5 protein-coding genes are annotated in these 26,082 nt (G+C 73.0%); all 5 read right to left on the bottom strand.

Annotation, left to right across the window (positions count from 1 at the left end):
* Positions 1–73: 73 nt before the first annotated feature.
* From I3V78_RS13025 to I3V78_RS13005, 5 genes are read right to left on the bottom strand one after another with little or no spacing between them, the layout of a single operon-like run.
* Positions 74–2,353 (bottom strand): M28 family peptidase, encoded by a 2,280-nt coding sequence (locus I3V78_RS13025; protein WP_204487645.1) that lies wholly within the window; start codon positions 2,351–2,353, stop codon positions 74–76.
* Positions 2,350–4,881, bottom strand: a complete 2,532-nt coding sequence (locus tag I3V78_RS13020) for a carbohydrate binding family 9 domain-containing protein (protein WP_204487643.1) — start codon at positions 4,879–4,881, stop codon at positions 2,350–2,352. The genes I3V78_RS13025 and I3V78_RS13020 overlap by 4 nt, the downstream gene beginning before the upstream one ends.
* A 29-nt stretch (positions 4,882–4,910) precedes the next feature.
* Positions 4,911–6,323 (bottom strand): aspartyl/asparaginyl beta-hydroxylase domain-containing protein, encoded by a 1,413-nt coding sequence (locus I3V78_RS13015; RefSeq protein WP_204487641.1) that lies wholly within the window; start codon positions 6,321–6,323, stop codon positions 4,911–4,913.
* The gene (locus I3V78_RS13010) at positions 6,320–16,549 is read right to left on the bottom strand and encodes an amino acid adenylation domain-containing protein (protein WP_204487639.1); all 10,230 of its coding nucleotides are present in this window, start codon (positions 16,547–16,549) and stop codon (positions 6,320–6,322) included. The genes I3V78_RS13015 and I3V78_RS13010 overlap by 4 nt, the downstream gene beginning before the upstream one ends.
* Positions 16,546–26,082 carry a non-ribosomal peptide synthetase gene (locus tag I3V78_RS13005; RefSeq protein WP_204487637.1) on the bottom strand — a complete coding sequence of 3,179 codons (9,537 nt, stop codon included), beginning with the start codon at positions 26,080–26,082 and terminating at the stop codon, positions 16,546–16,548. The genes I3V78_RS13010 and I3V78_RS13005 overlap by 4 nt, the downstream gene beginning before the upstream one ends.

Raw genomic sequence — 26,082 nt, 5'->3', positions numbered from 1 at the left:
GAATCTACAGCTTAGCGGTTCTTCCCAGGCTCGCGCGAGGGGGGCCCCCCTCTACACTTCCCGTGCGAGTGGATCACAGCTCCACCGTGATGCGGTGGGACGCGGCGAACGAGCCCGTCACCTCGGGCGCCAGCGCGGCCCGCAGCGCCTGGAGCCCCGGCGTCACCGCGCCCTCGCGCCGCGCTGTTGCCCGCACGGCCACAGGCGCGCTCCCACGCAGGCGCAAGGTGAGCGTCCACCCCTCCTCCGGAGGCGCCACGACGTGGAGCACATAGGCGTCCCGGTCCCCGGCGAGCACGGGCAGCGCCGCCCCCAGGGACCAGCCCACGAGCGCGTCCCGTGGCACCTCCAGCCGCAGCTCCGCGCGCGGGGGCACGTCCCAGCGGACCGTCACCTCCCGCGCGCCCTCCTGTCGCGCCTCGTGCAGCACCTCCGCACGAGGCGGAGGGAACACGGGCGTCTGGAGCGGCAGGAAGACCTCCGGTCGCGTCCGCTCCGTGTCGGGCACGCCGGGCAGCATCGCGCCCAGGGGCAAGCCGTCCAGGCTCTGCACCACGCGGGTAGCCCCCTCGGGCGTCACCCGCTCGACGGCCCGGAGCCGACGCGGACGCTGCGCGCTGGAGGTCGGCACGAGCGCGAGCGCGCCCCACCCCACCACCGCGCACAGGCCCACGAGGCCCAGCACCCGTCGGCCCCCGGCCTCCCAGGGCCACACGAGCGGCACGAGCCAGGCCGCCGCCGCCAGGGGAAGCGCCACCAGCAGCGCGATGGCGCCGTCCAACGCGAAGGGCACCAATAGATGGCCCGTGAGCGGTACGGCCAGCGCCAGCACCCACCCCACGAGCTCCCCGGTCACCACCGCGCCGGGCAGGAAGGCCAGCACCCACCCCACGCCCCACCAGCGAGGCGCGAGCACGGCGACCCCCAGGCCCGTCGCGCCGCCCAACACCCAGAGCAGCGGCACGTACGCGGACCCGAGCCCCGCCGCCGACATCACCAGAAGGAAGACACCGCCCCAGAGCAAGGCCCCACTCCAGCGCTCGAGCCCGCGCACCGCCAGGTCCCCACCCCGGCGCGCGGCGCTCCGGGACCACGCGGCCTCCGCCGCGCACACGCCCACGAGTCCGAGCGCGCCGAAGGTCACCCCACCGAGCCACGGCCACGCGAACCAGCCGTGGGGACGGCCCAGCACGCCGCCCAACAGCAGCGCGCCCAGCAGGGGGACCGCCAGGCCCAGCACGCCCCCCAGGCCCGTCCAGGCGGCCCCGCGCAGCACGCCCCGGACGGACAGGCCTCGCCGACGGCTCGCCGCCCCCCAGGCCCCCAGGGTCAACGCCCAGGCCAGGGCCACGCCCAGCCATGCGACGCGCGGCGAGTAGACCACCATCACCCGATCCCACACGGAGAAGAAGGCCCCGACGGGGGCCTCGGGCACAGGCGTCCGCGCCGGGAGCACGAGCGCGCGAAGCAACGCGAGCGTGTTGTCCCCCAGGTGTTGGAGCGTTCCCGGTGCCAGGCGCCCGGGGCGATCGCCCTCCGTGTGGTACGCGTAGCCATCCTCCAGGGTCGCCAGGTCCACCCCGGGCAGCCGCGCGGCTGTGTACTCCTCGAAGTCGGTGAACAACGGCACGGCCCCGCTCCCCAGCAGATCCTGTCCGAGCACCGAGCCCACCGGCTGGGGCACCGCGGCCGCGTAGGCCTCGAGCAGCCACGCTTGTCCGGGCCCGGCGCGAAACAGGAGCGCCTTGCCCGCGGCGCCCGTGGCATCCAGGTTGACGAAGGCGCGCACGTCCCGGGCCCAGGGATGCGCCAGGAAGCCCGCGGCGCCCAGCCGACCCGACTCCTCTCCCCCGTTGAGGTTGAGCACGACCGTCTGGCGCGGACGAGGCCCCGCCGCGAGGGCCCGCATCACCTCCACCCCCGTGGCCACGCCCAGCCCGTTGTCCGCCGCTCCGGGGCTCTCCGCCGGCGAGTCGTAGTGCGCCGACAGGAGCACCGCCTCGGGCCGCTCGCCCTCGTACCGGGCCAGCACGTTCACCACCCGGTAGACGACGAGCACCCCCTCCTCGAACCGTGTGCCGGACACCTCCTGGCGCTCCACCTCCACCCCCGGCAGAGCCCTCAACCGCCGCTCCAGCGACCGCGCCGCCTGATCGGCCTCGGACGAGCCCAGGGGCCTCGGGCCGATGCCGTCCGCCAGTTCCTCCACCAGCGGCCAGGCCCGCGCCTCGGAGAAGCGTCCGGCGTCCGCCGTGACGGGCAGCGGCGTCACGGGCTGGCGGGCCCAACCCCAGGCGCCCCCCCACAGGAGCACGCCCACGAGCGCGCCCCAGACGCCCGAGCGCGGGCTCACCACGCGATGTTCGCCTTGAGCAGCAGCGTGTCCGTGCCCGGTCCGCTCAGCAGGGCGCGCGGCAACAGGGAGCGGCTCGCCACGGCCCCCTCCAGCTCGGAGGGCTCCTCCTGCGCGCGCGAGTAGACGAGGAAGAGCGTCGAGCCGAGCCGGTACTCCCACCGCGCCACGAGGTTCAGGTTCAGCGCGGAGGAGTGGAAGCTCGGGTCCGTCTGGGTGTCCGTGGGCACCAGGTCACTCAACCGCAAGAAGCCCCGAGGCGGCGCCACGCCCAGGAAGAAGGGCCCGTAGTGCCCATAGCCCGAGAGCAGCTGCGCATAGGCCTGCAGCGTGAGCCGGGGAGTGATGACCACGAGCTGGCGCAGCGTGAAGGAGAGGAAGCGCGGCGTGAGCTGCGCGAAGAGGTGCCTGTCCGGACCGAGCGCCTCCACCCACCGGGGCCCGTCCTGGGTCGCCTCGTGGCCGGCCTGGAACTGCGTCTGGAAGCGAGGCAGCGGTCGCCACGTGACGCCCAGCTCCAGGGAGCTGCCCACCTGCCCGAGCGTGGCGCCCTGATTGAAGGTGCGGTCCACGTACCCCACGGCCGAGAAGGACAACGGCCGCGCCCGGTTCGTCACCGCGCCACAGATGACGTAGAGGAAGGTCGGCCGCTCGAAGGCGACGCCATACCCGTCGATCTCCCGGAGGTCCTGCCGTCGACCATCCGCGCCGCTCTCGCACCAGAAGTTCGAGGAGTCGGGGAACGTGGCGTCGATCGTGAGCATGGCGGACTTGTAGAGCCCCAGTCCCCGCCCATCCGCGGACCACCGGCTGTGTCCCTTGATCCCCAGCCACAGCTCGGCGAACGGGCCCCACCCATCGCTGTAGCCGTATTGGATGTGGGCGCTCGCGTCCTGCTCGTTCTGCACGGGTTGGAAGCCCGCGGGCGAGAGGTCCAGACGCGGCGTGGCCAACTGGTAGGTGAGCGTCGTGCGCCAGGGCTGACCGCCCAGCTTGCCGCCCTTGAGGTAGGTGCCGAAGCCCACGTCCCCCGAGCGCAGCAGCGTCCCGTCGCGCAGCCGCACGCCCTCGGGCACGAGCCCCGTCACCCGCGAGCCATCCACCTGGCCCAGGAGGACATACGCGCCATCCGGGTTGCGCAGCGAGAAGTCCACCGCCGCGCCCTGCCCGCCCTTGGTCTCGCAACAGTCCTGGGTGAGCGGGTTGACGGAGGTGATCATCGCCCCGGTGCGCACGCCCGGAGCCAGCTCGGCCCGCATCACCCCGGCCAGGTAGTTCGTCGGGGACTGGACCGCGGTGGGCAGCGAGCTGTTGGGCGCGAAGTGGAACGGACGCCGGGGATGGAACTGGTAGCGGCCATCCGGCGGCTCACGGTCCGGATGGGGATTCACCGCCCCCATCACCACCGCGTCCAACAGGCTCACCTGGAGCCCCTCGCGCACCGTCCCCGTGAGCTTCGCCGCGCCCAGCACCGGCGTCTCCAACCCGATGCGCCGCGAGTAGAAGAGCGTCTGCGCCGCGCGCCCGTTCTCCGCGCCCACCGGCAGGAACAGCTCCACCCCCTCCAGGAAGAAGGGGCGCTTTTCCGGGAAGAACACCTCGGCGGTGCCCAGATTCACCAACAGCCGGTCCGCCTCCACCTGACCGAAGTCCGGGTTCACCGTCGCCGTCAGCGTCAGGTCGCTCGTGAGGTTCGCCTGGAGATCCAACCCCACGTCGACCGAGGGCACGAGGCGCCGCGCCCCACCGCCCGGCGCGAACGATTGCGCGGTGAGCCGGCTGGCCACGTAGGGCAGCAGCGTGAGCTGGGAGCGGTGCTGGATGTCGCGCAGGCCCCGCAGGTCCCCGAAGCGCGACACCAGTGCGTTGGCCTCGCGTGGAATGACCACCGAGTCGAGCTGCTCCTGGGTCCGGGCGATCTCCCGGCGCACGTGGAAGCCCCAGCGCTGCTCGGAGGCCGTCGGAAAGCGCAACATCCGCAGCGGCAGGCGCATCTCCGCCGTCCACCCGACGTTCGTGACGACCGCGCTCCCCTCCCACATCCCATCCCAGTCCGTGGAGAGCGTGAGGTCATCGGTGAGGCGCCCGTCCTCCAGCGTGCCTCCCGCGTTGATGGAGAAGACGTAACCCGTGGTGCGATCGCGCAGGCTGTCGATCATCACCCGCACGACGTCCGATGCGGGAATGGCGTCGCGCCGACCCAGCCCCTGGTGGATGGCCTCCGGCTGGCTGTCGAAGGCGGTGATGCCCACGTAGAGGTTGGCGTCGTCGTAGAGCAGCCGCACCTCGGTCTTCTCGCTGGGCGCGGCGCCCGGCACGGGAAAACTCTGGGTGAACGCGGACAGCACCGGGGCCTCGGCCCAGGCCGGCTCGTCCAACCGGCCATCCGTCACCAGCTCTCCCCGGGCGCGCACCGCCAGGAAGAGCGCCCTCGGCTCCAGGGGCTCCTCGGCCGCCAGGACAGGCGAGGCGAGCACCAGTGCGAGCCCCACCCCCAGCGCTCCCACGATCTTCGATGCGGTGTCCATGGGCTCCCGATGGCCGAGGCGGCCTCGGGTCACCGGACGTAGACGCTCTTCTCGATGTCCACGTTCAGGATGACCCGGTTGCGCTGCGAGCGATTCCATACCTCGTGGTACTGCGTGTCGTCGAAGACAAAGCAGCGGCCCTCGCGCCAGGAGATGGCCTCCTTGCGCACCCGGGGATCCTTGGCGAGCCAACGGGGATAGACGGCCTCGATGAGGAAGACGGTGTTGAGGTACTCCAGTTCCTCCACGCCCTGCTCCGTCGCCGTGGCGTCCGGTGCCACCTGCCCCTCGGCGGTGAGCAGGCCCCGCTCCCGCAGGCGCGACACCGTCTCGTCGAGCACGGGCGTGGCCCCCGCGCGCCGCACCTGTCCCTGCACGGAGGAGTAGAAGCCCACCTGCCGCACCCGCTGGTTGAGGGCCTCGGCCACGGCCCACTGGAGCTTCCAGGCCTCGTCGGGATCCTCCGGGTGCTCCAGCGACGAGAGCGCCTGGAGCCGCGCGAGCACGTCGGCGGGCAGCACCTCGCGCAGCAGCCGCGCCGGCACGCCGGTGTTCGAGGGCCGCGCCAGCTCGAGCAGCGCGTCGGCGTGCCGGAAGTCGTTGGGCGAGAAGAGCTGCGAGCCCACGTGCATGACGCAGCCCTCGGGGACGATGAGGCCCAGGTGGCAGCGCAGCATGGTGGCGTCATTGCCGGTGTGCGACACGATGTGCGCGCCCGGCGCCAGGCACGAGAACCACACGCTGCGCAGGCCTGGAATGGCCTTCACGATGCTCGTGGTCACCGGACAGGCGGACGTCACGTCCTTGAACTCGGTCATGCCGCCCTTCTTCAGGAAGCTCGGGTAGAGGCGCTCCTCGAGCAGCGTGACGTGGAACCAGCGCAGGGCATCCCGCCCCTCGTCCCCGCCCACGTCCCCGAGCACGAAGCGCTCCTCGCGCTTCACCAGGCGGCCACTGGCCAGCAGCCGCTCGAAGCGCTCGCGCGAGCGCGGGAAGCGCCCGTCGGGCACGAGCCTGTCCTGGTGCGTGACGAAGAACTCGGGGTCGAAGACGAGCGCGTTCATGCCCCCCACCAGCCGGTCGATCATCGACGGCGTGCAGTCATGGGGCGAGCGGTACGAGGCCAGCTCCCGCATGGTCTCCTCGCCCAGCCGGGACTGGAGCAGCCGCGACTCGAACGAGTCCGGCGCGCCCAGCAGCACCATGAAGAGCGCCATCGGGTCCGTGCAGTCGGAGACCGTGAAGCGCGGCAGGTTCCGCACGTTCAGCCGGTTGTCGTAATAGAGCAGATCCAGCGTGGTCCACCCCGCCGTGTACACGTCCGAGTAGGCGTAGGGCTTGAAGCGCGTCTCGATCTGGTTCTCGATTTCCTTGCGGATCTCCGGGAAGCGCGACTCCAACTGCTGAACGAATGGGAACAGCTTCGTGTCGTGGAAGTTCATGGTGTTCCGCTCTGGAGAAGACGCCGCACGAGGGCACGGACGTCTCGGACATTCGGCTCGGTCAGGAGGGTGTAGTGATCGCCCGCCATCAGGGTGACATGAACCCCGCCGCGCGCCCAGGACGACCAACCCCAATCCCGGGTGGACGCCTGGCGGTGGCCCCCGTCCGCGGCGGCGATGAGGTGCAGGGCGCCGGCATAGGGGCCCGCGGGCCGGTAGCGGTGGAGCGCCGCCAGGTGGGTGCGGAAGACACCGTAGAGCCGCTCCAGCAGGGCGAGCGGCGCATCCGCCGGCAACACGCCCCGCGCCCGCACCACCTGGAGCACCTCGGACAGCGAGCCCCCCGGCGGCACGTCCTCCGCCGCGAGGCCCAGGTCCACCGCGAACGCCCCGCGCAGCAGCGCCTCGTCCTCGTCCGTCAGTGGCCGCTCGAAGCCCTCCAGGGTCGAGTCCAGCAGCAACAGCGTGCCCACGTCCTCGCCCGCCTCGCGCAACTGGCGCGCCAGCTCGAAGGCGATCACCCCGCCCATGGACCAGCCCGCGAGGTGGTAGGGCCCCGAGGGCTGCACCCGGCGGAGCTCCCCGAGATAGCGCGCGGCCATCGCCTCCACCGTCGTGTCCGCCTCGCCTCCGACCATGGCCTGGGATTGAAACGCGTACACCCGCCGGTCCTCCGTGAGCTCCCGCACGAGCGCGCGATAGCTCAGCACGTTGCCGCCCACCGGATGGAAGAGGAAGAGCGGCGGGGCCTCGCCCTGGCCGCCCAGCGGCACCAGGACGCCGCGCGTGCCCCCCGCCGCGGAGAGGGCCACCGCCAGCCCCTCCACGGTGCTCGTCTGGAAGAGCGTGGCGAGCGGCAGTTGCACCCCGAAGGTGGCCTCGATCCGGGCGATCAACCGCAGCGCCAGCATCGAGTGGCCCCCGAGCAGGAAGAAGTCGCTCGTGGCGCCGACGCCGCCCACGCCCAGCACCGCCTCGAAGATCTCCACCAGCGCCCGCTCGCGCTCGTCACGCGGGGGCACGACCGGCGCGGACATGCCCGGACCCGACTCGGTGAGCGCGGGCAGGGCCCGGCGATCCACCTTGCCACTGGAGGTCAACGGCAGACGCTCCAGCACGGCGAAGCGCGAGGGCACCATGTACTCGGGCAACACGCGCGCGAGCGAGGCTCGCAGCACGCCCTCCCACGCCGCGTCCGCCTGGCCCCCGCGCGGCGCCACATAGGCGACCAGCCGCGCGTCACCGCCCGGCGCCGAGCGCACCACCACGGCCGCCTCGGCCACGTCCGGCTCGGCCAGGAGCGTCGCCTCGATCTCGCCCAGCTCGATGCGGAAGCCGCGCAGCTTCACCTGGCTGTCCACGCGGCCCACGTACTCGACCGTGCCGTCCTCCAACCAGCGCGCCAGGTCCCCCGTGCGGTACATGCGCTCGCCGGGCGTGCGCGCGAGGGGGTCTGGAAGGAAGCGCTCCGCCGTCAGCTCCGGCCGTCCCAGGTAACAACGGCCGAGCTGGATGCCCGCGAGGTACAGCTCGCCGAGCGCCCCCGCGGGCAGCGGGTTGAGCGCGGCGTCCAGGACGTACAGCCGCGTGTTGAAGACGGGCGCGCCGATGGGCACGGTGTCGCGCGGGTCGTCCGCCCGGCACGTCCAGTGCGAAACGTCGACCGCGGCCTCCGTCGGCCCATAGAGGTTGTAGAGCCCCGCGGTGGGCAGCCGCTCGAAGAAGCGGCGCTGGAGGGCCGCGGGCAGCGCCTCGCCACTGCAGTAGACCCGGCGCAGCGCGTGCAGGTGCTCCACGCCCCGCTCGGCCAGGAAGAACTGGAGCATCGAGGGCACGAAGTGCGCCGTGGTGATGCCCTGCTCGGCCATCGTCCGCACGAGGTACACCGGATCCTGGTGCCCGCCGGGACGCGCCATGACCAGCCGCGCGCCCACGGCCAGGGGCCAGAAGAACTCCCACACCGAGACGTCGAAGCTGAACGGCGTCTTCTGGAGGACCCGATCCTCGGGGCCCAGGCCGTAGGCGGACTGCATCCAGAGGATGCGGTTGTGGATGGCCCGATGCGAGATGAGCGCGCCCTTGGGACGGCCCGTCGAGCCCGAGGTGTAGATGCAGTAGGCCGGGCTCTCCAGGGAGACCGCCACGGCGGGCGGAGCACTCGCGGCGTCGGCCGGAAGCCCCTCGCACCAGGCCGCCTCGTCGAGCACCCAGACCCGGCCCGCCCCCGGCGGAACACGCGCGGCCAGGGCGCGCGTGGTGAGCGTCACCCGGGGACGCGCGTCCTCCACCATGAAGGCCAGGCGCTCCGGCGGATAGCCCGGATCCAACGGCAGATAGGCACCACCCGCCTCGAGCGCGCCGTAAAGCGCCACCGTCATCTCCAGCGAGCGCTCCATGAACACGCCCACCCGCGACTCGGGGCCCACGCCCTCCAGGCGCAGCCGGTGGGCGAGCAGGTGGATGCGCGCCGCGAGGGCCGCGTACGTCAGCGTCTGGCCCTCGAACTCCAGGGCGATGGCCTCGGGCGTCCGCGCCGCCTGCGCCTCGAACAGCTCGTGCAACGGGCACGGATGCGCCCAGACGTGCTCCGTGCCATTCCACCCGAGCAGCAGGGTGTCGCGCTCCTCGGGGGTCAGCAAGGAGACCTGGCCCACGGGCGCGTCCGGCCGGGCGACCAGGGACACCAGCACCGTGCGCACATGCCCGAGCAACCGGTCCACGGCCTCCGCCCCGAAGCGCGCGGCGTCATAAGTGAGGCGCAATTCCAGCCGCTCGCCCGGGTACGCCGCCAGGTGCAAGGGGAAGCCCGTGCGCGGCAGGCCCCACTCCTCGACGGAGCCGAAGAGCCCTCCCGAGGGGCCCCGGACGGGCCAGGGGTCGACGACCAGGACACTCTCGAAGAGCAGGCGCCCCGGCGCCACTTCGCTCCAGCGCTGCACGCGCTCCAGGGGGGAGCCCTCGTGCTCGCGCACCTCGGTCTGGGCCTGTTGCAGGGCCCGCAGCCACTCGAGCACGGGACGCGCGGCGTCCACCGTCACGCGCGTGGGCAGCGTGTTGATGAGCAGGCCCACCATCTCGGTGACGCCCTCGAGTGGGGCCGAGCGTCCCGATACGAGCGAACCGAAGACGGCCTCGGACTCACCGGCATGCCGCGCCAGCACGAGTCCCCAGGCGCCCTGAAGCAGCGTCCCCAGCGTCACCCCGTGGCGCGCGCAGAAGGCCTGGAGCGCCGCGGCGTCAGGCGCCTCCAGCCGTGTGCCACGCCGCGCGTAGACGGGCTCCGTCCGGGCCGCCCGCACGTGCTCGCTGTGCGGCAGGGCCGTGGGCGAGGAGAAACCTCGCAGCGACTCCTTCCAGAAGCGCTCCAGCGCGCCCAGGTCCTGGGCCTCGCCGTGGTGCACGAAGCGCCAGAAGTCGGGAGGCGCGGCCAGCGGCGACGTGCGCCCCACCCGCTCGGCCTCGTAGAGCGCCGTGACCTCCGCCAGGAGCACACCCAGGCTCCAGCCATCGAGCAGGGCGTGGTGGAACGACAGCAGGAAGCGCCATGCGCCCGAGGCCGTGTGCCACAAGGTGATGCGCCAGAGCGGGCCCTGCTCGAAGGCGAAGCCCTCGGCCAGGTCCGCGTCCAGGCCGCGTCGCAGTTCCGCCTCGAAGGACTCTGGCGAGAGCGCCCGCGCGTCATGCACCCGCCAGTCGAGCCGAGGCTCGGCCAGCAGCCGCTGCACGGGGTGCGCGGGGTCCTCCAGGGAGAAGACGGTGCGCAATACGCCATGGCGCGCCATCGCGGTCCGCCAGGCGGCGCGCAGGGCGTCCACGTCCAGGCCCGCCTCCAGCACCGCGCCCACCTGCTCGAAGTAGTCCCGGGACGAAGGCGAGAACAGCGAGCGGAACAGCATGCCGCGCTGCATGGACGACAGCGGCGCCACCTCGCCGAGCGCCGAACCCGCCTCGGCCGCGCTCCGCGCCCCCACGACGAGCCGGGCGGACAGCGCACCGACGGAGGGGTGCGCGAACAACTCGCTCGCGGAGGTGGAGAAGCCCTCGCGCCGCAGCCGGGCGATGATGCGCATGGCGACAACGGAGTCCCCGCCCAAGGCGAAGAAGCTCTCGTCGAGCCCCACCGCGCTCCGACCGAGCGCCTCCGCGAAGATGGCGGCGACCCGGGCCTCGCGGGCATCCCGTGGCGCGCGCCCCTCGGACACGGGCGCCTCGGGCGGTGGCGGCAGGGCCTTGCGATCCACCTTGTTGTTGAGGGTCATCGGCAGGGCCGACAGCACCACGAACACCGACGGCACCATGTAGCCGGGCAGCCGCTCCTCCAGCGCGCGCCGCAGCGCCTCGGACGAAGGCGCCCCGTCCGAGCGCCCCACCACGTAGCCCACCAGCCGCGCGTTTCCGGGCGAGGTCTCCCGCGCCACCACCGCCGCGTCCCGCACGCCCGGCAGCGCGCGGAGCGCGGACTCCACCTCGCCCACCTCGATGCGGTGGCCGCGGATCTTCACCTGCGAGTCCTCACGGCCCAGCAGCTCCAGCCGTCCGTCCGCGCCCAGGCGCCCCACGTCGCCCGTGGCGTACAGCCGCGCGCCGGGCCGATCGCTGAACGGATCCGGCACGAAGCGCTCCGCCGTCAGGTCCGGTCGGCCCACGTACCCGCGCGCCACGCCCTCGCCGCCGATATAGACCTCGCCCGGCACGCCCTCGGGAACGGGCTCCAGGCGGCGGTCCAACACATGGAGGGACGTGTTGAGGATGGCCCGGCCCACCGTCAGCCGTCCGCCGCCCGGCGCCACCCGCTCCACGCTGGACCAGACCGTCGTCTCCGTGGGGCCATAGAGGTTCCACAACGCGCCCCCCGTGGCCGTCAGCCGCCGCGCGAGGTCTCCGGGCATCGGCTCGCCGCCACAGAGTTGGGTGAGCCGCCGGGGGTTGCTCCACCCCGCGTCGAGCAGCATGCGCCACGTCGTTGGCGTGGCCTGCATCACCGTGGCGCCCATCGACTCCAGCCGCTCCGCGAGCCGCCAGGCGTCCTGGGCCTCCTCCCGCGTGGCGAGCACCACCCGCGCCCCCACGCACCAGGGCAGGTACAGCTCCAGCGCCGCGATGTCGAAGGACAGCGTGGTGATGGCCACCAGCACGTCATCGGCCGTGAGGCCCGGCGCCTCGGCCATCGAGCGCAGGAAGTTGTTCAAGGCCCCGTGGTGGACGCTCACCCCCTTGGGACGGCCCGTGGAGCCCGAGGTATAGAGGACATAGGCCTCGTCCAGGCCGTGAGGCCCCGCGCCGGACACGTCCCCGCCCACCGCCCCGGGCACGTCCAGGAAGGCCTCCTCCGTGAGGGTCAGCCGCAGTCCCGCGTCCCCGGCCATCAGCTCGAGCCGCTCGCGAGGGAAGCGCGGATCCAACGGCACGTAGCTCGCGCCGGTGGCGAGCACGCCGAGCAGGGCCACGGGCAGCCGGTGCGTGCGCTCCAGGCACACGCCCACCCGGTCACCCCGCCCCACGCCCTGGGCCCGCAGCCGGGCCGCGAGGGCCCGCGACTCCGCGCGCAGCTCGGCATAGGTGAGCGTCCGGTCCACCGCCACCAGCGCCACCCGCTCGGGCGTGCGCGCGGCCTGGGCCTCGAAGCGCGACACCACCGTCTCGTCCTCGGGGAGCGCCACCCAGGCGGGTTGACTCCGCGCGAGCAGCCGCAGGCGCGCCTCTTGTGAAAGCAGTCCGAGGCCCTCCACCCGGGCCCCCGGACGGGCGAGCGCGTCGGCGAGCAGGGACTGAAAGGCGTCGAACACCCGTACCATCGAGGGCGCCTCGAAGAGGTCCGTCGAATACTCGAGCGCCACGCCGAGCCGCTCCTCCGCCTGGAGCACCGTGAAGGTGAGATCGAACGTGGACGTCCCCGCCTCCAGGGGCTCCTCGGCGAGGGCGAGGTCCGCGAAGAGGCCCCGGCCCAGCGGCTGCTCGTTGAGGACGAACATCGTCTGGAAGAGCGGCGTGTGCGCGGTGCTGCGCGGCGGATCCAACCGCTCCACCAACTGCTCGAAGGGCACGTCCGGATGGCCGAAGGCGTCGAGGCACGTGGCCTTCACCCGCGCGAGCAGGGCCTCGAAACTGTCGGCGCCCGAGACCTCCGTGCGCAGCACGAGCGTGTTGATGAAGCAGCCCACCAGGTCGTCGGTTCCCGGCAGGCCGCGGCCCGCGATGGGCGTGCCCACGAGGATGTCGCCCTGGCGCGTGAGGCGGGAGAGCACGGCCTTGAAGCCCGTGAGCAGCAGCGTGAAGAGGGTGACGTCCCACGCCCGCGCCCGCGTCTTGAGCGCCGAGGAGAGCGCGGCGGACAGCTCGAAGTGCAGCGTCCGGCCCCGGTCCGTGCGCCGCGACGGGCGGGGATGATCCGAGGGCAGCTCCAACAGGGGCAAGGGCCCCGCGAGCGCGCGCTCCCAGTAGGCGAGCTGGGGGGCGAGCGCGTCCGCCTCCAGTTGGCGCCGCTGCCAGACGGCGAAGTCCGCGTACTGGAAGGGCAGGACCGGCAGCGAGGCCGGGCGTCCCTCCCGGCGGGCCGAGTAGAAGGCCGCCGCGTCGCGGAGCATGCGCTGCATGGACCAGCCATCCGAGGCGATGTGGTGCACCGCCAGGACCAGCAGGTGCGCGTGCGCGTCCAGGGTGATGAGCAGCGCGCGGAAGGGAGTCTCCCGGGACAGCTCGAAGGGCCTGCGCGCGAAGGCCCCCGCCAGCGCGAGCGCGCGCTCCCGACGCGTGTCCTCCGGCGACCCGGACACGTCCGCGCGCTCCAGGGAGAAGGCCGCGGGCAGGATGCGCTGTCCGGGCCCGTCCTGCTCCAGGGTGAAGACCGTGCGCAGGCTCTCGTGCCGCTCGACGAGCGAGGCCAGCGCCCCGGAGAGGGCCGCCACGTCGAGCGGGCCGGTGAAGCGCACGCCACTGGCGATGGTGTAGAACGGGCTGCCCGGCTCCAGGCGGTCCAGGAAGTAGAGCCGCTGCTGGGCGGAGGACAGCGGCAGGAAGCCCGTGCGCGGCACCCGCTCCACGACGGCGCGGCCGGCCGCCGAGCCCCGCTCCGCGTCGAGGCGCGCGGCCAGGGCCTCCAGCGAGGGCAGCTCGAAGAAAGTTTTCAGGGACAGGCGGACCGCGAAGAGCGACTCCAGCCGGGACACGAGCCGCATGGCCAGCAGCGAGTGGCCGCCCAGTTCGAAGAAGCCCTGGCGCACGTCCTCCACGGGGGTCTCGAGCAGCTCGGACCACAGCGCGCACAGCGTCGCCTCGGTCTCCGTCCGGGGGGCGAGTCCTCCGACCAGGGCCTCGGGGCGCTCGGGCGCGGGCAGCGCGGCGCGGTCCACCTTGCGGTTGGGCGTGAGCGGCAGCTTCTCCAGCACCACCCAGAGCGCGGGCACCATGTACTCGGGAAGCTGTTGGAGCAGCGCGCTCCGCAGCGCCACCACCGAGAGCGTCTGGCCCGCCTTGGGCACCACGTAGCCCACCAGCCGCTTGTCGCCGGGCACGTCCTCCCGCGCGACCACCACCGTGTCGGCCACGTCCGGGAGCGCGCGCAGCCGGGCCTCGATCTCCCCCAGCTCGATGCGGAAGCCCCGCACCTTCACCTGGTGATCCAGGCGGCCCAGGTAGTCCAGCCGCCCATCGGGCAGGTAGCGCACCAGGTCGCCCGTCTTGTACATGCGCCCACCCGGCGCGCGGCTGTACGGATCCGGCAGGAAGCGCTCCGCCGTCAGCTCGGGCCGCAGCAGGTAGCCGCGCGCGAGGCCATCCCCCGCGAGGTACAGCTCGCCGGGGACGCCCACGGGCGCGAGCCGCAGGTGGCGATCCAGCACATAGGCCTGGGTGTTCTCCAGCGGCCGACCGATGGTGGGCGAGCGCCCTTCCCCGCGCGGCACCTCCTCGAACGTGGAGTACGTCGTGTCCTCCGAGGGCCCGTAGAGGTTGAGGACCCGCTCCACGTGACCGAGCGCGTGCAGGGCCTCCACGGTGCGCCGGGGCAGCGCCTCTCCGGCCAGGTTGACGACACGGACCGAGGAGGGCAGTCCTCCCGAGCGCACCAGCTCCGCCATGGCGGAGGGCACGGTGTTGACCAGCGTCACCTCCTGGCGGCGCGAGAAGGTCGGCAGGTGCAGCGCGTTGGGGACGAGCAGCACCCGGCCGCCGCACGACAGCGGAACGAACAGCTCGAAGATGGAGAGGTCGAAGCACACCGAGGTGGCGGCGAGCACGCCGCGCAGTTCCTCGGGCGAGAACACCCCGAGCGCCCAGGCGATGAAGATCGCGACGCTCCGGTGCGGGATGGCCACGCCCTTGGGCCGCCCCGTGGAGCCCGAGGTATAGATGAGATACGCGAGGTTCTCCGCGTCACAGCCGCTGACGGGCGGGCCTTCGGGCAGCGCCGCCAGGGCCTCGGTCAGGTCCTCCAGCACCAGCGGGGGCGGACCGCCCGGGGGAAGCGCGGGCAGCACGGCGCGCTCGCTGATGACGAACGCGGCGCACGAGTCCTCCAGCAGGTAGCCGAGCCGCTCCGGCGGATAGTCCGGATCCAGGGGTGCGTAGGTGCCGCCCGCCTTGAGCACGGCGAGCAGCGCCACGGGCAGCTCCACCGTGCGCCGCAGACACACGCCCACGCGCACCTCGGGGCCCACACCCAAAGCCCGCAGGTGGTGGGCCAACTGGTTGGAGCGCCGCATCAGCTCCGCGTAGGTGAGCGCGCGGGTGTCATCGGCCACGGCCACCGCGTCTGGCGTCCGCTCGGCCTGCCGCTCCAGCCGCGTGTGCAGCAGCGCGCCCTCACGCGGCAGCGCCCCGGCGGGGTTCCACGTCTCGCGCAGCAGGTGCGCCTCGGTCGTGCCCAACAGCGGCAGCTCGGACACCCGCGTGTGCGGCCGGGCCGTGCACTCCAGCAGCGTCTCGAGGTGCGACAACCAGCGGTCGAGGGTGGCCGGCTCGAAGAGGTCGCGGTTGTACTCCACCGTGCCCCGGAGTCCCTCGGGCGTCTCGCGCAGGGAGAGGGACAGGTCGAACTTCGCCGTGTGGGTCTCCAGCTCCAGCGGACGGAGGGTCAGCCCCGGCAACGTCAGCTCGCCGAGCGGCATGTTCTCCAGCACGAGCATCACCTGGAAGAGCGGATTGCGCCCCAGGTCCCTCGGCAGCCGCAGCGCCTCCACCAACCGGTCGAAGGGCAGCTCCTGGTGGGCGAACGCCTCCAAGGTGACGGCCTTCACGCGGCGCACCAGCTCGCGCAGGTCGGGATCTCCCTCCACCGAAACGCGCAGCGCGAGGGTGTTGGCGAAGAAGCCCACCACCCCTTCCAGCTCGCGGCGGTTGCGGCCCGCGATGGCCGTGCCCACGACGATGTCGGTCTCGCCGGTGTAGCGGTACAGCAGCGCGTCGAGCGCCGCCAGCAGTGTCATGAAGAGGGTGGCGCCCTCCTGCTGCCCGAAGCGCCGCACCTGCTCGGTGAGTGCCCGGGACAGGGCGAACTCGCGTGTGGCGCCCCGGTACGAGGCATGCGGGGGCCGAGGCCGGTCCGAGGGCAGCTCCACCTGACGCGGCGGACCCGCGAGCCGCTGGAGCCACACCTCGAGCTGCGCCTGGGCAGCGCCCCCGTCGAGCCACTCGGCCTGCCACTCACTGAAGTCGACGAACTGAAGCTCCGGCTCCTCCAGCGAGGGCTCCGCGCCCGAGGCCAGCGCTGGGTAGAGCACGGCCAGCTCGCGCGTCAGCACGCCCACGGACCAGCCGTCCGCGATGAGGTGGTGCAACACGAGCAGCAGCACGTGCTCCGTGGGGCCCAGCACGAACAGCGTCGCCCGGAGCAGCCCGGGCTGAGACAGCACGAAGGGCGCGCTCACCTCGGCGGTGCACAGCGCGCGCAGCTCCTGCTCGCGCTCCGCCGGTGACAGGCCACTCAGGTCCACGCGCCGTGGGGACAGCGGCCGGGCGGGATGCACGACCTGAGACACCTCGCCGCCGGACTCCTCCTCGAAGGAGGTGCGCAGCGCCTCGTGGCGCTCGATGAGCGTGTCGAGGCTCGTGCCCAGGGCGGAGACGTCCAACGTGCCCGCCAGGTGGAGCGCGAAGGGCATGTGGTACGTCGCCAGGCCCGGCTCCAGCCGCTCCAGGAACCACAAGCGCCGCTGCGAGGAGGAGGCCGGGAAGACGAAGACCTCGTCGTTCTCCAACGAGGCCTGGGGGCTCGTGTCGTGAACGCTCACCGCTTGACCTTTCGACCTTGACGCGAGGCACGTCCGATTCGCTCCTCCCCGCTCGGAGCGCCCTGCTGGCGCAGCGCCTCCACCGCCCGCGCGAGCGCCTCGACCGAGGGGTGCTCGAAGATCGTCTTGAGCGGTACCTCGACGGAGAGCGCGTCCCGCAACCGGGCGACGAGCTGGGTCGCCAGCAGCGAGTGGCCGCCGAGCGAGAAGAAGTCATCCGTCGCCCCCACCTGGGGCACGGACAGAACGGCCGCGTACAGGGCGGCCACGGCGCTTTGCAGTTCGCCCTGGGGCGCCACGAAGGCCTGGCCCTGCTCCCGCTCCGGTGCGGGAAGCCGCGAGCGGTCCACCTTGCCGCCAGGCGCGATGGGCAGGGCCTCCAGGCAGACGTAGGCATGGGGCACCAGGTAGTCGGGCATCCGGCCCTTGAGGAAGCCGCGCAGCTCGGCGCCCGCGGCCGGGCGGTCACCCCGCGCCGTCACGTAGGCCACGAGCCGCTTGCCCGCCGGGGGCTCCTCCCGCACGACCACCACCACGTCCCGCACCTGGGGGTGCTGGCTGAGCGCCGTCTCGATCTCCCCGAGTTCGATCCGGAAGCCGCGGATCTTCACCTGGTGATCGCCCCGGCCCAGGTACTCCACCATGCCGTTGTCGAGCAGCCGGGCCACGTCTCCGGTGCGGTACATGCGGGCGCCGGCCGTGGGAGCGAAGGGATCCGGCACGAAGCGCTCGGCCGTCAGCTCCGGGCGGCGGTGATAGCCCCGGCCCACGCCCGCGCCGCCGATGTAGATCTCCCCAGCCACGCCCCGGGCCACGGGCCGCAGGTCGGGGTCGAGCACGTGCACACGCACGTTGGCGATCGCCCGGCCCAGGGGCACCTCGTGCGTTTCGAGAACCTCCTGCTCCAGCGCGGTGAGGTCGCACGTCGTGCCGATCACGGTGACCTCGGTGGGACCGTACGAGTTCATCATCCGCACGGACGGGCCCACCGCGCGGCGCCAGGTGAGCACCCGCGAGGGGAGGATCTTCTCGCCCCCCGAGTTCACCACGCGCACCGACGGCGGCAGTTGGAGCCGTCCCTGCTCCAGGGCGGCGGTGAGCTCGGCCCACAGCGCGGCGGGCATGCTGAGGAAGCCGATCTCCCACTCCCGCACGCGCTCGACGAAGCGCTCCACCGAGTCGAGGGTGTCCTCCTCGCGGATGACGAGCGTGCCGCCCACGTGGAGACACGGGAGGATCTGCTCCAGGCTCATGTCGAAGCTGATGGGCGAGAGCAGCAGGGCCCGATCCGTGGCGCGCAGACCGTACGCGTGGGCGGCCGCGGCGCTGTAGTTCACCATCGCCCCGTTGGAGATCATCACCGCCTTGGGCAGGCCCGTGGAGCCCGAGGTGTAGATGAGGTAGGCGAGCGACTCGGGCTCGGCCGCCACGGGCGGAGGCGTCGCGGGATGCGAGGCCAGCCGCTCCGCTTCCCGCTCCCAGACGAACGCCTCCACGCCCTCGGGCACGGGCAACTGGCCGAGCAGGTGCTCCCGGGTGATGAGCCACCGCGCGCCCGAGTCCTTCAACATGAAGGCGAGCCGGTCCGCCGGGTAGCTGGGATCCAACGGCACGTAGGCGGCGCCAGCCTTGAGGATGCCGAAGAACGTCACCAGCACGTCGATGGAGGGCTCCAGGCTGAGCGCCACGACACTCTCGGGGCCCACACCGCGCGCGCGCAGCGCCCAGGCGAGCTGGTTGGCCCGCCGCTCCCACTCGGCGAACGTCACGCGCTCGCCCCGGTGCTGGAGCGCGAGCGCATCCGGACGCAGCCGGGCCTGCGCCTCCAGCAAGTCCCGCGCGAGCCGGTGCTCCACGGGCCGCTCCGTCCGCGCGAGGCCCTCCAGGAAGCGCTGCTCCTCGGGAGGCACCACCGGCAGCGCGCGCACGCGGGTGTCCGGCGCCTGGACCACGCCCTCCAGGAGCACCTCGAAGGCCCGCGCCAGCCGCCGCATCGTCTCCGGCTGGAAGAGGTCCGTGTTGTACTCGAAGGTGTAGGCGAGCCCGTCCGGCTCTTCGCTGAGCGCGACCGAGAGCTCGAAGCGGGCGGTGCCGGTGGGCACCTCCAGGGGCGACATCCGCAGGCCCGGCAGCTCCACCGGCCCCCCCGGCGTGTTCTGCAGCGCGAAGAGGACCTGCACGAGCGGCGACTGGCTCAGGTCCCGCTCCACCCCGAGCTGCTCCACCAGCACGTCGAAGGGCAGCGCCTGGTGGGTGAAGGCGGAGAGCACCGCGCGGCCCACGTCGTCGGCGAAGTCCGCGAAGGAGCGCGCCGGGTCCACGTCCGCGCGCAGGGCGAGCGTGTTGACGAAGCAGCCGATGAGGCCCTCCGTCTCCGCGCGGGTGCGCTGGGCGATGGGCGTACCGACGATGACGGTGCGCTGGCCCGTATAGCGGTGCAGCAGGGCCTGGAAGGCCGCCAGCAGCGTCATGAACAGCGTGCGTCCGCTCCGGCGGCTCGTCTCCTGGAGTCCCTGGAGCAGCGCTGGGGACCAACGGCCCGACAGGAGCGCGCCCGCGTGGGTCAGGACGGAGGGACGGGGCCGATCGGTGGGCAGGCGCAACGGTGGCGGGCGGGAGCCCAGGTGCGCCGTCCAGAAGGCGAGGTCCTCCGCGAGCGCGTCACGCCCCTGCCCCGCCCGCTGCCAGTGGGCGTAGTCCGCGTATTGAATGGGCAGCGGCGCGAGGGCCACGGGCGCGCCCGCGAGCTGGCCCGCGTACAGGGCCGCGAACTCGCGGAGCAGCACGTTGATGGACCAGCCATCCGAGATGATGTGGTGCATCACCACCAGGACCACTCCGCGCTCGGCCTCCAGGCGCACCAGCCGCACGCGCAGCAGCGGACCGTGCGCGAGCGAGAACGGTTGCTGGGCCACCCGCGCGAGTCGCTGGGTCAAGGCCGCGTCGGAGCGGGCCTCGGGCTGCGCGCGCAGGTCCTCGACCTCCAGGGAGAAGGACCCCTCCGGGTGGATGACCTGCACGCCGGTGCCATCGCGCGTCGCGAACGTGGTGCGCAGCGACTCGTGGCGGGCCACCAGCGCACGGAAGGCCTTGGTGAGCGCCGCCTCGTCCAGGGCGCCCTCCAGTTGGACCGCGCCCGCGATGTTGTAGAGCGGGCTGCCGGGCTCGAGCTGATCCAGGAACCACAGGCGCTGCTGCGCGGAGGACAGCGGCAGCACCTCGGTGCGCGGCACCACCGGAATGGGCACCACGGGCGTGGCGGACGCCTGGGGCCTCAGTTCCTCCAGGGCGCGCGCGTAGTCCTCCAGCACGGGGTGCTCGAAGAGCAGACGCAGGGGCGCATCCACCCCCAGCAACTGGGACACCCGCGAGCGCACCTGGGTGGCGAGCAGCGAGTGGCCGCCGTGGTCGAAGAAGTCATCGGACGGCTGGGACACCGGCGCGCCGAGCACCTCGGACCAGAGCGCGGCGAGGCGCTGCTCGAAGGGCGTGAGCGGACGCGTCTGGGCGCCCGTCACCGTCCCCACCGAGGTGGCCAGGCCCGCGAGGGCCTTGCGGTCCAGCTTGCCGCTCATCGTCACGGGCAGGGCGGCCAGGGGCACCAGCACCGAGGGCACCATGTACGCGGGCAACCGGGCCTTGAGCGCCTCGCGCACCCGGCTCGGCTCCAGGGTCTCTCCCGCGCGGGCCACGAGGAACGCGGCCAGGCGCTTGTCGCCATCCGGATCCTCCAACGCCTCGACGACACAATCGGCCACGCCGGGCAGGCGGCTGATGACGGCCTCGATCTCCGCCGTCTCCACGCGGAAGCCGCGGATCTTCACCTGATGATCCACGCGGCCCAGGAACTCGAGCTTCCCATCCGGCAGCCACCGGGCGAGGTCTCCCGTGCGGTACATGCGCTCGCCGGAGGCGAAGGGATTGGGGACGAAGCGCTCGGCGGTGAGGTCCGGCCGACCGAGGTAGCCCCGCGCGAGCCCCACACCGCCCACACACAGCTCGCCCACGGAGCCCGGCGGCACGAGGTTGAGCGACGCGTCGACGAGGTAGACGCGGTAGTTGTCCACCGGCGGACCGATGGGCACCTGGGTGTACTGGCGCCAGTCCTGGGTGAAGAGCGCGGTGGTGTTGAGACAGGCCTCGGTGGGGCCGTAGTAGTTGATGAGGGTGGAGATCTCCGCGTGCCGCTCGACGAGCTCCACCACGCTGGCGCTCAGCACGTCGCCGCCGAAGCCCAGGTAGGGCACGCGGAGCTTCGCGCGGCCCGTGCCGTGCTCCAGCAGGCCCTTGAGCAGCGCGGGCACCGAGTCCACGACGTCGATGCGGTGCTCGACCACGTAGGCGTACAGACCCTCGGGGGACACGAGCGTGTCGTAGGTGGGCAGGAAGAGCGCATCGCCGCGCATGAGCGGCAGGAAGAGCTGGTGGACGGAGACATCCACCGCGGGCGACACGAGCAGCATGTGCCGCATCTGTCCCGCCGGAGCGAACATCCGCCGCAGCCAGTACACCTGGTTGCACAGGGCGCGGTGCTCCACCATCACGCCCTTGGGGCGGCCCGTCGTGCCGGAGGTATAGATGATGTAGAGCCGGTCCTCGGGCGCGTTCACCCGCGCGAGCGGCGCGGCGTCCGCGTCGAAGCTCGACGGCGCGGAGAGCGTCAACCGGGGCGCCTCCGTCCGCACCTCGGGGTGAGGCACGTCCTCCAGCACCCACCGCGCCCCGGCGTCCTGGAGCAGCAGCTCGAGACGCTCGGCCGGATGGGCGGGATCCAACGGCAGATAGGTACCGCCCGCCTTCACCACGGCGAGGATGCCCACCACCATCTCCAGCGAGGGGCGGGCCAGCACGGCCAGCACCGTCTCGCGCTCCACCCCGAGCGCGCGCAGCCGCCGCGCGAGCTGGTTCGTGCGGGCGTCCAGCTCGCGGTAGGTGAGCCCCTGGCCTTCGTGCCACGCGGCGAGGGCCTCGGGGTGCAGGGCGGCCTGCTCCTCGAACAGCTCGCCCAGGGTGCGATGCAGGGGGTAGTCGTGGCGCTGGCCGAAGCCCTCGACGAGCCGCGTGCGCTCGGCCGCGCTGAACATGGGCAGATCGCGCAGCGCCGCGCCGGGCTGCGTCACCAGGGCATCGAGCAGGCGGACATAGCGCCGGGCCAGGCCCGCGATGCGCTCGGCGGAGAACAGCGCGGTGCGGTAGCTCCACTCCAACCGCAGGGCCCCCGCCTCACGCACCTGGGCGGTGAGTGTCAGCTCCACCTTGGAGGACGGCAGGGGGTTGTCCAGCCGCTCCAGGCGAACGCCGGACGCGCACGTGAACGCCGTCCGTCCCTCCTCCTCGAGGCTGAAGAGCACGTCGAAGAGCGAGCCGCGCGCCAGCCCGCCCCGCGCATGCAGCGTCTCGACGAGGTGGGCGAAGGGGAACTCCTGGTGCGCGAGCGCCTGCGCCGTGGTGCGCGAGACCTGGGCGAGGAAGTCCTCGACGGACAGCGCTTCGTGCACCTCGTTGCGCAGGGCGAGGGTGTCCACGTGGAAGCCCACCGCCTCGTGCAGTTGGGGATGCGTCCGGCCGAGCACCGGCGTGCCCACCACGACGTCGCGCGTGGCGCCATGCCGCGACAGGAGCAGGGAGAAGGCGGCCAGCAGCCCGTTGAAGAGCGTCGTGGAGTGCTGGCGGCACCACGCGCGCAGCCGCTCGGCGGACTCGGCGGGGAGCGTCACCGTGTGCACGGCCGCGTCGAGCGAGGCCTGGGCGGTCCGCACCCCGTCCGCGGGGAGATCCAACGGCGGAGGAGGCTCGGCGAACACCCGCATCCAGTACGCGCCGTCGGCCTCGCCCTCGGACGTCCCCAGCCGGGCCTGTCGCCACGCGGAGACATCCACGGGACGAGGGCCCGGGGCCGGAAGAACCTGGCCGTCGTACAGGGCCACCAGCTCGGCGAGGACGAGCGCCACGGAGGCGGCGTCGGAGATGATGTGGTGCAGATCCACGAGCAGCAGCGCGGGCTGACCCTCACGCGCCACCAGACCCGCGCGGAACAAGGGCGCCACGCTCAGATCGAACGGACGCACGAAACGGCGGGCCCACGTGGGAACGTCCCCCTGCCCTTCGAGCCGCTCCAGCGCGAACGGCACGGAGGGCGCCACGCGCTGGACCACGTCGTCGTCCACGAGGGCGAACGACGTGCGGAAGGCCTCGTGCCGCTGGACCAGCGCGCGCAGGGCGGACTCCAGACGGGCCACGTCCAGGGGTCCCGAGACGGCGAGCGCGCCCGTCATGTGGTAGCGCGTGTCCGCCCCGCCGCCCTGCGCCTGGAGGATGAAGAGCTGGCGCTGCGCGGGGGAGGCCCGGAAGTGAGGGGCGTCGGCCACCCGGGGCAAGGGGGCCAGCGGGCTCGCGGCCGACTCCAGACGGGCGGCGAGGGCCCGCACGGTGGGCGCGTGGAAGACGTCCGCCAGGGACAGCGTCCGCCCGAACACCTCGGCCACTTGGTGCACCAGCCGCACCGCGAGCAGGGAGTGTCCTCCCCGCTCGAAGAAGCCATCCGTCACGCCCAGGCGCTCCACGCCCAGCACCTGGGAGAACAGGGCGAGCAGTCGCCGCTCGGTCTCGGTCTCGGCGGGGACGCACTCGCGCTCGAAACCCTCCGGTCCGGAGACGAGCACCAGCGCGTGACGATCCACCTTGCCGCTGGGCAGCGTGGGCAGGGCGGAGAGCGTCACGAAGTGCGAGGGCACCATGTAGTCGGGCAGCACGCGCGACAGGACGTTCCGCGGCGAGCGCGTGTCCTGGGTGGGAACGTAGAAGGCGGCCAGCACGGCGCCCACGCCGGGCGCCTGGCGCACCACCACCACCGCCGCCGAGGCGAGTCCCGAGGCGAGCAGCTGCGCCTCGATCTCCCCCAGCTCGATGCGGTGGCCACGCAGCTTCACCTGGAAGTCGATGCGCCCGTGATGCTCCAGCTCTCCGCCAGGCAGCCAGCGGGCACGGTCACCGGTGCGGTACATGCGCCCGCCGTCCGCCAGGGGCGAGGCGACGAAGCGCTCGGCGGTGAGCTCCGGACGGCCGAGGTAGCCCCGCGCGAGGCCCTCGCCCGCGATGCACAGCTCACCCACCACCCCGGGCGGCAGCGGCTCCCCGTCGGGGCCGAGCACCAGGACCTGGGTGTTGAGCACGGGGCGGCCCACGTCGACGCGCTCCTTGTGCGTCAGCTCGCTCACCGTGGACCAGACGGTGGTCTCGGTGGGGCCGTACATATTGAAGATCCGCGCGCGGGTCGTGGCCCGCAGCCGCGCGAGGAGCGGAGCCGGCAGCGCCTCGCCGCCCACGAGCACCAGCCGCGCCGCCGCGAGCGCCGCGCGCCCCGCCGGCACCTCCAGGAGCAACTGCAAGCGCGAGGGCGTGAGCTGGACCAGGTCACACGCGTGCGCCTGGATGAGCGCGCCGAGCGCGTCCGGAGCGCGCTGCGCCGCCTCGTCCGCCATCACCACCTCGTGCCCGAGCCACAGGGGCAGCAAGGTCTCCAGCACGAAGATGTCGAAGGTGCTGGTGGTGGTGCACAGGAAGCGCAGGCCCTCGCCGTCGAGCGGGAGCGCCCGGGCCATGGCCGCCAGGAAGTTGACCACCGCGCGGTGGGGCACCTGCACGCCCTTGGGCTTGCCCGTGGAGCCGGAGGTGTAGAGGACATAGGCCACGTCCTCGGGCCCCGCGCGCGAGGGCACGGGCGTCGTCACTGGCGCCAGGGGCTCCACCTGGAGGACGTCCCGCCCGAGCGCCTCGGCCTGGGCCGCGTGGAGGCCATCCACCACCACGCACTGAACGCCGGCGTCCGCCACCAGGGCCGCGAGTCGCTCGGGCGGCAGGTGCGCGTCCAGCGGCAGGTAGGCGGCGCCGGACTGGAGGATGCCGAGCTGGCCCACGAGCAGCAGCTCCGAGCGGGAGACCATGAGCCCCACCACCGCGCCCGGTCCCGCGCCCCGTGCGTGCAGCGCCGCCGCCACCGCGCGGGCCTTCGCCTGGAGCGCGCCCTGGGTGAGGGTTCGCCCTCCCGCGCGCACCGCCACCCGCTCCGGTGACCGCTCCGCCCGCCAGGCCAACAGCTCCGCCACGGTGGACTCCCGGGAGAACGCCTCCGGCGCCGGATTCCATGCCGCCAGCCGCGCCGCCTGGGGGGGACTCACCACGGACAGTCCGGACACCGGGCGGCTGCGCGCCTCGCGCCCCTCGATGAGCACCTCGTCCAGCAGGTGCCGCAGGCTCTCGGTCAGCACGGCGGGCTGCTCTTCCGGAAAGGCGCTCGCGCGGAAGTCCAGGTCGAGCAAGAGCTGGCCCCGCGCGGTGCGGTCGTTCACGTGCACGGCCAGGGCATGCGTCTCGTGGCCATTGGACAGCCAGTGGATGTCCACCGGGTGCCCGTCCCACCGGGCCTCGAAGCGTCCCGTCTGGAAGGAGACGAGTACGTCGAAGAGCGTGACACCCTCGCCCCGGCCCGCGCGCAGTTGCTGCGCCAGCAGATCGAACGGGTAGCGCGACCGCTTGAGCGCCTGGTGCTGGGCGGTGCCCACGTCGCGCAGCAGTTGGGTGAAGGGCGCGCGGCCCTCCACCTGGAAGCGCAGCGGCACCGTGCCCACCATCATGCCGCAGGTGACCAAGTCCTCCCGCTCGGCGCGGCCATGGACGAACGAGCCCAGGCACACGTCCCGGCGGCCCGTCAGTCGGGAGACGAAGAGCCCGGTGAGCGCGGCGAAGAAGCGCGGCAACGAGCTGCCCGCGCGCTGGACGTACTGGGACACCTCGCGGGTGGTGACCTCGTCCAGCACCAGCGTGTGGCGCACGGTGCGGGTGTCATCCAGCGCGGAGCCCACCGCGCGCAGCAGGGCGGGCTCGTCCAGTCCGGACAGCCGAGTCAGCCACGCCTGACGCTCGCGCTCGGCCTCGGGCGAAGCGAGCCAGGCCCGCTCCCGCTCCACGTACCGCGCATAGGAGCCCCCCGTCGGCTCGGGCGCACGGCCCGCCGCGAGGGCCTCGTAGAGGCGCTGGACGTTCCGGGCCAGCAGACCGAGCGAGAAGCCATCGCCGATGAGGTGGTGCAGACAGGCGAAGTACCCCCCCCGCTCCGGCCCGAGCTTCACCACCGCGAGCCGGAAGAGGGGCCCATCGAAGAGCGAGAACGGCGTGCGCGCCTGCGCCTGGGCCCAGGCTTCCGCGGCGGCCTGGGGCTCCGGCGCGGAGGAGAAATCCACCACCTCCGGCGGGGGCACGGCGCGCGCCGACCGCCGCTGGACGAGCTGCCCCCCCCGCACGAGGAACTCGAGCTGGAGTGCCTCGGTGCCCTGGGCGAAGAGCGCCAGCGCCCGCGCCAGCAGGGGCAGTTGGACGGGCCCCCGGATGGTGAGCAGACCCGCCAGGTTGGCGATGGGCGTTCCCGGGTGGAGCTGTTCCGTGAGCCAGATGCGCTGCTGGGCGTGGCTGAGCGGGTAGACGCCAGAGGCAACGGAACCGCGCGGCTCACCGGCGAGCGAAGGGCTGTCGGACAT

Origin of the sequence: Archangium primigenium (genome assembly GCF_016904885.1) — a bacterium.
Taxonomy (GTDB): Bacteria; Myxococcota; Myxococcia; order Myxococcales; family Myxococcaceae; genus Cystobacter; species Cystobacter primigenius.
Note: the sequence above shows the minus strand (reverse complement) of the source record. Positions and strands in the feature narration are given on the sequence as shown.